The 8,986-nt window shown below is 69.4% G+C and carries 5 protein-coding genes; 2 read left to right on the top strand and 3 right to left on the bottom strand.

Features of this window, described 5'->3' with window-relative positions; all coding sequences use genetic code 11:
* Positions 1-23: 23 nt before the first annotated feature.
* The 3 genes from Q9246_RS24400 to Q9246_RS24390 are packed head-to-tail and all read right to left on the bottom strand — an operon-like array spanning position 24 to position 4,466.
* Positions 24-1,919 (bottom strand): sensor histidine kinase, YfiR-like protein-associated, encoded by a 1,896-nt coding sequence (locus Q9246_RS24400; protein WP_306393813.1) that lies wholly within the window; start codon positions 1,917-1,919, stop codon positions 24-26.
* Positions 1,916-2,506, bottom strand: a complete 591-nt coding sequence (locus Q9246_RS24395; protein ID WP_306393811.1) for a TOL_0243 family YfiR-like periplasmic protein — start codon at positions 2,504-2,506, stop codon at positions 1,916-1,918. Before Q9246_RS24395 ends, Q9246_RS24400 begins: the two co-directional genes overlap by 4 nt.
* Positions 2,507-2,522: 16 nt before the next feature.
* Entirely contained in the window at positions 2,523-4,466 is a 1,944-nt protein-coding gene (locus Q9246_RS24390) for a TOL_0244 family TonB-dependent receptor (protein ID WP_306393810.1), read from the bottom strand.
* A 378-nt stretch (positions 4,467-4,844) separates the two neighbouring features.
* Here Q9246_RS24390 and Q9246_RS24385 point away from each other — a divergent pair, with 378 nt between their 5' ends.
* Together Q9246_RS24385 and Q9246_RS24380 are read left to right on the top strand one after the other, a co-directional pair.
* On the top strand, positions 4,845-5,681 hold the full coding sequence (locus Q9246_RS24385; protein WP_306393809.1) for a response regulator: 837 nt from the start codon (positions 4,845-4,847) through the stop codon (positions 5,679-5,681).
* A gap of 105 nt (positions 5,682-5,786) precedes the next feature.
* The gene (locus Q9246_RS24380) at positions 5,787-8,858 is read left to right on the top strand and encodes an ATP-binding protein (RefSeq protein WP_306393807.1); all 3,072 of its coding nucleotides are present in this window, start codon (positions 5,787-5,789) and stop codon (positions 8,856-8,858) included.
* The last annotated feature ends 128 nt before the right edge of the window (positions 8,859-8,986 follow it).

The raw sequence follows: 8,986 nt of genomic DNA, 5'->3' as shown, positions 1-8,986 counted from the left end.
ATCCCCGCCCACGCCACGGTCATTTACGTCCGCAGCTTCTTGACCACGCTGCCCGTACCCAGGATCTCCTCGATCTGCTCGAAGCGCACCGGCTTGACCATGTGGTGGTCGAACCCGGCCTCGAAGGCCAGTTGCCGGTCCTTCTCCTGGCCCCAGCCGGTCACCGCGATCAGCACCGTCATGGCGCCGGTCGGCAGCTTGCGAATGCCGCGCGCCAGGTCGTAGCCCGACATATGCGGCAGGCCGATGTCGAGGAAGGCATAATCGGGGCAGAAGCGCGCCGCCGCGGCCAGCGCATCCGGGCCGTTATGGGTGATCACCACGCTATGCCCCATCGCGGTGAGCAAGGCGCCGATGCTGTTGACGAAATCGACGTTGTCGTCGGCCAGCAGGATGCGGTAGCTCTCGGTGCTGATGAAGGCGGCCGGGGTCGGCTTGGTCGGCGGCTCGGGCTCGACCACGATCGGCAGGCGCACCAGGAAGCGGCTGCCCAGGCCCAGGCCTTCGCTGTGGGCGGTGATGGTGCCGCCGTGCAGCTCGACCAGCTTGCGCGCCAGCGACAGGCCCACGCCCAGGCCGGCATTGCTGCGCTCCAGAGTCGAATCGACCTGCACGAACATCTCGAACACCGAGTCGAGCATGTCCGGGGCCAGGCCGATCCCGGTGTCGGCGATCTCGAGCACCAGGGTCTTGTCTTCCACCGCCCCCTTGAGCATCACCTTGCCGCCGCGGTTGGTGTACTTGGCGGCGTTATTGAGCAGGTTCGACAGGATCTGGGCCAGGCGCGTGGCGTCGCCATGCAGGAACACGGGGCGGTCGGGCAGCTCCAGCACCAGCTCGTGCCCGTGCAGCTCGATGTACGAACGCACCACTTCCAGCGCGTCGTTGACCACCGCCTTCAGCTCGACCCGTCCCATCTTGATCGTGAACTTGCCGGTATTGATGCGCGAGACGTCCAGCAGGTCGTCCACCAGGCGCACCATCTGGCGCAATTGCCGTTCCATGATGTCGGTGGCGCGCTGGGTGGCCTGGGCGTCGCCGCTGCGGATGCGCAGGATGTCGAGGCCGGTGCGGATCGGCGCCAGCGGGTTGCGCAGCTCGTGCGCCAGGGTGGCAAGGAACTCGTCCTTGCGGCGGTCGGCCACGATCAGCGCCCCTTCGGCGCGCTGGCGCACGTCCATCTCGGTCTCGAGCTTGCGGTTGGCCGCCTGCAGCGCGTCCGAGCGGCGGCCGATCTCGGCCAGCATGTCGTTGAAGGCCTCGACCAGCACCCCGATCTCGCCCTTCTCCTTGCCCGGCACCCGCAATGAAAAGTCGCGCCGCAGCATGACCTGGCGCGCGACGTCGGTGACAGCCTCCAGCGGGCGCGTGATCGATGCCTGCAGGCGCGAGGCCACCAGCGCCGCGATCACCAGGGCGCCCAGCAGCACGCCGCCCAGGATCGCGCCATAGCTCAGGGCACGGTCCAGCACCCCGTAGCGCGAGCGCAGGTAGACGGTGCCGACCCGCTCACCGTTCTCGACGATGTCGCGGTACAGCACCACTTCGCCGCGTTCGATGCGGTAGCCGGCCGGCTCGGGACGCTCCGGCAACTGGGCCCGAACGTCCGGCCGCACATAGGTGGCGAAACGGGTGCCGTTGGCCGTGTACACGGCGGCGGCGACGATCTGCGGCCGCACCCGCAGCAGGGTCAGGCTCTGGGCGACGTCGGCCGTATCGTTGAACGAGACCGCGGGCGCGGTCACGCTGGCCACGATGTCGGCCTGGGTGGTGAGGTCGTCGATCCAGTAGCGCTGGAAGGTGCGCAGGTCGAGCAGCAGCATCGCCACGCCCGCGGTAAGCAGCGCCACCACGGTGGTCGCCACCGCCATCAAGATCAGTTTGCTCCGGACCGAACCGGTATCGTGCATCGGCATCATGAGGCTCCTTTCTGCACGCGGTTCGCGACCGTCAGCAGGCGCGAACTGAGCTTCACATTCTTCTTTTCCGCCGCATCGAGCGAGACGTCGAAACGGACGCGCTCATCGACGATCGTAAAATTGATCACGCTGCCGTGCTGCAGGCAGCCTTCGCATTCGGTCACGGTGAGCCAGGCCGGCGAGGCGCGCAGCAGGCGCGCGGCGCCGGGCCCGTCCTGGCCGGCGACGAACAGCAGGTGCACCGGGCTCTGGGCCAGATCCTGCTCGCGCAGCGCGCGCACCGCGATCGTGCGCCCGGCCACCATGCGCCCGGTCGCGATGCGCGTCAGCTCGGCCGCCATGTCGTCGGCGCCGACCACGCCGATGCTGAGCGGCGTCGCCGCGTCGGCGAAGGCCTGCGGCGGAAAATCGGCATAGCCGAGGAATTTATACAGGAACGCCGCCTTCACGCGCCGCTCGAGCGCCGGCGCCGCGGCCTGGGCGGCCACCGGCAGCAAGGGCGCGCCCGCGCCGGCCAGCAGCAGGGGCAGCGCCAGGGCCCGGCATGCCAGGCGGCGCTGCGGACGGTCAGGTTGAGTGATAGTCATGGAATCCATTGGCCAGTCAAAAACGCAGCGCCGCGCTGGCGAACACCGTTCGCTCGATCAGTTGGCGGCTGCCCGCCGCGCCGAACTCGGCATGGCGTGGGTGCAGCAGGTTGCGCCCGACAAGGGCGATCTCGAGATCGGGGCGCACCTGCCACGCCAATCGCGCGTCGAGCTCATGATAGCTTGGCAGGGCCGCCTGTGGCATGTGCGCGACGTAACGGAGCGCGACATCGGCCCGCAGGCGCGGCCCCAGCTCGTGCGCGCTGCGCAGCGACCAGGTCAGGCGCGGGTCGTTTCCGGCCAGGCCGCTCAAGCCGGTGATGTCGCGGCTGGCGGGCTCGCGGCCGACGTCCACGTCCTGCAGCACGGCGCCCGCATGCAGGCGCCAGCCGCGCGCAGCCTGCCAGTTGGCCCACAATTCGACCCCGCGCAGCGCGCCCTTGCCCAGGCTCTGGAAGGCGTAGGCGGCCGGCTGCCCGAAGGCGGTCGACGCCCGTTCCAGCGTGCGCAGGCGCTCGAAGTCGGTATAGAAGGCGGTCGCCGACCACGACAGCGCGGGCGTCGGCTGGGCGCGGAAGCCCAGCTCGGCCACGCGCGCCGTCTCGGACACTACCTCCGGGCCGCCCGCGATCAGGAAGGCGCCCGGATCGCCCGGGTCGACGATATAGAAATCGCGGTCGATGCGCGCCGGCGCGCGCACCGTGCGCGACAGCGCCGCCCACCACATCGAGCGCTCATCAAGGTCCCACGCCAGGCGCAGGCTCGGCAGCACCTCGCTGCCTGTATACACATTATGCTCGACCCGCACGCCGGCGCTGGCGCGCAGCTTGTCGGCCAGGCTGACTTCGTCCTGGACGAACAGGTGCGCCCAGCGCAGGCTGCGGCGCGCCGGCGTGAAGCGCAGCAAGGGGCCGTTGTCGACCCGGTCGCGGGTGTAGCGATAGCCGCCGCCCCAGCTCAGCGCATGCCGCTCCAGGCGCAGCAGGTGCTGGGCCTCGAGGTCGACCGTATCGAGGCGCTGGGCGCCAAGACCCGCCTGCTCGCGCCGCGAATGGTCGAACCAGGCTTGCAGGCGCAGGCTCTGGCGCGCGTCCAGGCGGTGCTCGATCCGCCCCAGCAGGTTGGCGCCGGACGTCTCGATGCGGGCCTGCGCGGCGCCGGCCCGCTGGCGGCCGTCGTGCACGTCGCCGCTCAGCGTCAGGTCGCTGCGCTCGCCTTCGCGGTCGAGCCGGAAGCCGGCCTGCTGGCGCCGCATGCCGCCGGCGGCGCCGGGCCCGCCAGACGCCGCATCCAGGCCCTCGACGTCCTGGCCCCTGGCATAGGCGCGCCAGTGTGTCCCGCCGTCGAACTGGCCGCCATAACGCACGCTCGCGCCCCGCTCGTTGGCGCCGGCATGCGCCGTTGCCAGGCCGCCGTGGGTATCGGCCGCGCTGCGGGTGATGATGTTGATGACGCCGTTGACGGCATTCGTGCCCCAGGCCGTGCCGCCGGGGCCGCTGATCACCTCGATCCGCTCGACGTCTTCCAGCGCCACATCCTGCATTTCCCAGAACACGCCGGAAAACAGCGGCGAATAGACGCTGCGGCCGTCGACCATCACCAGCAGCTTGTTGGCCAGCGGCGACACGAAGCCGCGCGCGCTGATGGCATAGGAACCGGCATCGATGCGCGCCACCTGCAGGTTGGGCGCCAGGCGCAGCGCCTCGGGCAGCGTGGTGGCGCCGGAACGGGCGATCTCGGCGCCCTGGATCACGTAGACCGAAGCCGGCGCGCGCCCCAGCGATTCGTCCTGGCGCGAGACCGAGCTGACGACAATATCCGACAATTGTTCAAGGGAATAATCGGCCAGCGGGACGTCCTGCCCCGGCGGGACGTCGGCCGGCCGTGCGTGCGCCTGCACGGCGCAGGCGCAAGACAGCAGCGCGACACTGGCGCGGGCAAGCAGCAAAGAAGATGACATAGTTGCCATCCTAGAACATTTTCTGTCACGCACCAAGTGCGCACACGCCACACTTCGCACTTGACAATCCTGAGGGATATTTATTAAGGCTATGACTGGTATTGGAAATATAAATTGGACTGATTTGACGCAATGCAGCATCATTCACCTGTCTCCTCTATTCTCCTCCTAGGAAATAGATTCAGCCCGCTTCTCACGAAGCGGGCTTTTTTTTGCTTAGCATATCGGCGTCGGTACGGTATTGAGCAGAAAGGCAGCCATCCAAGTTGGTTGTTAGATACGGAACAATGTCTGTGCGTCCTCGCACGGTTGCCAAAGCAAGCATTGCGCAATTGGTGTAGGATGCCGCCCATATTTTCGTTTTTACAACTTCTTCCCATGCCCGACCTCGACCCCTCCGCCCGGAGCACCGCGTCCTACGACTGGTCCGCAACAGCACTGGGCGACACCGCCCCCTGGCCCTTGCCACTGCGGCTGAGCAGCGACCTGCTGCTCAACTCCCCGCTGCCCACCCTGCTGGTGTGGGGCGCCGAGACGATCCTGGTGTTCAATGAGGCCTATGCACAGCTGGCCGGTCCCGGCTACGGCCGCGTGCCCGGCGGTTCGGTGCCGCCGGTGCTGCCGCCGCCGATGGCGGCGGCCGGCAAGGCGCTCGAGGCGGCCTGGCGCGGCGAAGCCGGCGTAGTGCAGGACACCGCCCTCACCTTCCGCCGCCTGGACGGCCCGCATGAAGCGCGCTTCGACCTGCGCCTGTCGCCGGTGCGCGACGAGGCCGGCGCCGTGCGCGGCGTCGTGCTGGCGCTGGCCCCGGCCACCGCGGCCCCGGCGGAAGAACCCGCGGACAACGGCAGCCTGCGCATCCTGGTGGTCGAGGACAACGTCGATTCGCAATACCTGGTGTGCGAGATGCTGCGCGCCTTCGGCCACGAGGCCGACGGCGTGGCCCATCCCGACGACGCCCTGGCCCTGCTCGCGCGCCAGCGCTACGACGTGCTGTTCTCCGACGTCAGCCTGCCCGGCATGTCCGGGGTCGACCTGGCCACCCGCGCCATCGCAGACGATCCGGCGCTGCGCGTGATCTTCGCCTCGGGCTACGGCGACACCCTGCTGCGCCACCTGTCCTTCCCCTACCAGTCGCTGCAGAAGCCCTACGAGATCGACCAGCTGCAGGACGCACTGTCCAAGGTGGCGCGCCAGCCGGCCGGGGGGCGCTGACATTAACCCGTTCCCGGGCCTGCATCAAGCGTGTGTGGCGGACCGGCCCGGCTGGTCTACAATGAAACACATCCTGCCCGGCTTCGGGCGTTCCGCAACCCCGGCATGAACACTCCCTCCGACCATTCCAGCAGCACCCCTTGCCACGTGTCCGAGCAAGACCTCGCCGCCACCCGGCAGGCGCTGCAGCGCGCCACCGAGCGCATGGAAAACATGCTCGAAAGCCTCACCGACGGCTTTTGCGCGGTCGACCGCGAATGGCGCATCACCTATATCAACGGCCGCGCGCTGCAGATGATCGCGCCGCTCAACAAGAGCCGCGACAGCCTGGTCGGGCGCCGCCTGTGGGACGAATTCGAAGACCTGCACGGCACCTCGGTCGCCGCCGACTGCCTGCGCGCGATGGAACAGCGCATCACCGTCACCAAGGAATTCTTCTACCGCCGCCTGCAGTGCTGGCTCGACATGCGGGTCTACCCTTCTCCCGAGGGGCTGACGCTGTACTTCCAGGACATCACGGCGCGCAAGCTCGACCAACAGGCCCTGATCGACAACAACAACCGGCTGCAGCTCGCGATCGCGGCCGGCCGCCTGGGCGACTGGCGCTGGGATGCTGCCAGCGACCGCGTCACGTTCGGTACGCGCGCCGCCGAGATCCTCGGCCTGCCGGCCGGCGTCGCCCTCGAGTGGCCGCTGCTGCGCGCGCGCCTGGCGCAGGGCGACCGCCCGCGGGTGCGGCGCGCCGTGCTCGAGGCTTTTTCGCAGGGCAAGGACCTCGACCTCGAGTGCCGCCTGCTGTCCCTCGGCGACACCGCCATGGGCCTGGGCGCGGCGCGCTGCGTGGCCCTGGTCGGCCGGCCAGACTACGCCAGCCCGGCACAGGGCGGCGGCGTGCTGGGCATGACCGGCATGGCCCAGGACATCAGCGCCCGGCGCGAAGCCGACGACCACCTGCGCCAGAGCGAGGAGGAACTGCGGGCGCTGGCCAATACCATCCCGCAGCTGGCCTGGATGGCCGACCCGAGCGGCGCCATCGTCTGGTTCAACCAGCGTTGGTACGAATACACCGGCATCACCCCGGCCGAATCGACCGGCTGGGGGTGGAAGGACGTGTACGACCCGGCGGTGCTGCCGGCCGTGCTCGAGCACTGGGACGAGTCGGTGCGCACCGGCTCGCCGTTCGAGATGGAATTCCCGATCCGCGGCGCCGACGGCAACTTCCGCTGGTTCCTGACCCGGGTCGAGGCGGTGCACGACCGCGACGGCCACGTGGTGCGCTGGTTCGGCACCAATACCGACGTCGACCAGGTCAAGCGCGCCGAGCAGGCGCTGCGCGAGGAATCGCACGTGCTCGAACTGCTCAACAGCACCGGCACCATCCTGGCCTCGACGCGCGACCTGCGCTCGCTGATGCAGGCCGCCACCGACGCCGCCGCCGGCGTGTGCGGGGCCCGCTTCGGCGCCTTCTTCCACTACCGAGACCAGGGCGCGGGAACGCTGTTCTCGCTGTACACGCTGTCCGGCGCCACGTCCGCCGAGTTCCAGGATTTCGCGGCGCCGGGCGCCAGCGCCCTGTTCGGCCCAGGGTTGCGCGCCGACGGCCTGGTGCGCCTGGGCGATATCGGCAGCGATCCGCAACACGCCGGCAAGGCGCCGCAGTTCGGCCTGCCGGCCGGCCATCCGCCGGTGCGCAGCTACCTGGCGGTGCCGGTGGCGGCGCGCTCCGGCGAGCTGCTGGGGACGATGTTCTTCGGCCACCCCGAACCCGGCGTGTTCACTGCGCGCAGCGAGCGCATCGTCAGCGGCATCGCGGCCCAGGCCGCGATTGCGGTCGACAATATCCGCCTGGTGGAGGCGGCGAGCCGCGCCGCCGAAGAGCGCAAGGTGCTGCTCGAGAACGAGCGCGAGGCGCGCGCCGAGGCCGAGCGCACCAGCCAGATGAAGGACGAATTCCTGGCCACCCTGTCGCATGAACTGCGCACACCCCTGTCGGCCATCCTTGGCTGGTCGCAGGTGCTGCGCCGCGGCAGCCGCGACGGCGCCGACCTGCAGCGTGGCCTGTCCACCATCGAGCGCAATGCACGGGCCCAGGCCCAGCTGATCGAAGACCTGCTCGACATGAGCCGCATCACCTCGGGCAAGGTGCTGCTCGACATGCAGACGGTGGCCCCGGCCGGCTTCATCGACGCCGCGATCGAGACCGTGCGTCCGGCGGCCGACGCCAAGGGCATCCGCATCGAGCGCCACTACGAGCCAGGGGCGCCGCCGGTGGCGGGCGATCCAGGCCGGCTGCAGCAGGTGATCTGGAACCTGCTGTCGAACGCGATCAAGTTCACCCCGCGCGATGGCCTGGTCAACATCGGCATCGAGCGGCGCGAGGAACAGCTCGCGATCACGATCCGCGACAACGGCGCCGGCATCGGCCCCGAATTCATTACCCACGTGTTCGAGCGCTTCCGCCAGGCCGACGCCTCGATGACGCGCAGCCACGGCGGCCTGGGGCTGGGCCTGTCGATCGTCAAGCACCTGGTCGAGCAGCATGGCGGCACGGTGCACGCCGAGAGCGCCGGCGTCGGCCAGGGCGCCAGCTTCACCATCGAACTGCCGCTGGCCAAGCCCGGCGCGCCGCCGCCGCGGCCGGCCGATCCGGCCCTGGGGCCGGCAGCGCTGCCGCTGGCGGCGCAGGCCATGCCCGTCAATGGCGGCGACGCCGCGCAAGCCGGCGAGGCCGCGGTGCGCGACATGCGCGGCACCTCGGTGCTGGTGGTCGACGACGACCGCGATGCGCGCGAGCTGATCGCCCGCATCCTGGCCGATTGCCAGGCCAGCGTGCGCCTGGCCGCCAGCGCCCGCGAAGCCTTCGACCTGCTGCGCGCCAATCCGCCCGACCTGTTGATCAGCGACCTCGGCATGCCCGACATCGACGGGCTGGAACTGCTATCCTGGGTACGTGCGCTGCCGCGCGATGCCGGCGGCCTGGTCCCGGCCATTGCGCTGACGGCCTTCGCCCGTTCCGAAGACCGCCTCAAGGCGCTCGAGGCAGGGTTCTCGGCCCATGTGTCGAAACCGGTCGAACAGACCGAACTGATGGAGGCGATCGGCATGGTGAGCTCACCGCCGCAGGCGCCGCTGGTGAGCGGCGGCGCGCGCGCGGCTGGGCGCCGAGCCGGTCCTTGATGTTCCTACCCGCGCACGCGGCGCTGTCCTACAAGAAATTTTGAGCTGTTTGCTAGACTAAGTAGTGATGGGTTCAAGCCCGATTCCACCCAGAAGGGAATCCGCTCCATACGAATAGAAGAGAATAG

This window comes from Telluria beijingensis (assembly GCF_030770395.1).
Lineage (GTDB): Bacteria > Pseudomonadota > Gammaproteobacteria > Burkholderiales > Burkholderiaceae_D > Telluria > Telluria beijingensis.
The sequence above is the reverse complement of the archived record's forward strand: the minus strand, read 5'-3'. Positions and strand labels throughout refer to the sequence as shown.

Bases quoted from the DNA above. Each gene is read 5' to 3' on its own strand.
- Q9246_RS24380 (WP_306393807.1), top strand. From the start codon at position 5,787: ATGAACACTCCCTCCGACCATTCCAGCAGCACCCCTTGCCACGTGTCC.
- Q9246_RS24395 (WP_306393811.1), bottom strand. From the start codon at position 2,506: ATGACTATCACTCAACCTGACCGTCCGCAGCGCCGCCTGGCATGCCGG.
- Q9246_RS24385 (WP_306393809.1), top strand. From the start codon at position 4,845: ATGCCCGACCTCGACCCCTCCGCCCGGAGCACCGCGTCCTACGACTGG.
- Q9246_RS24390 (WP_306393810.1), bottom strand. From the start codon at position 4,466: ATGTCATCTTCTTTGCTGCTTGCCCGCGCCAGTGTCGCGCTGCTGTCT.
- Q9246_RS24400 (WP_306393813.1), bottom strand. From the start codon at position 1,919: ATGATGCCGATGCACGATACCGGTTCGGTCCGGAGCAAACTGATCTTG.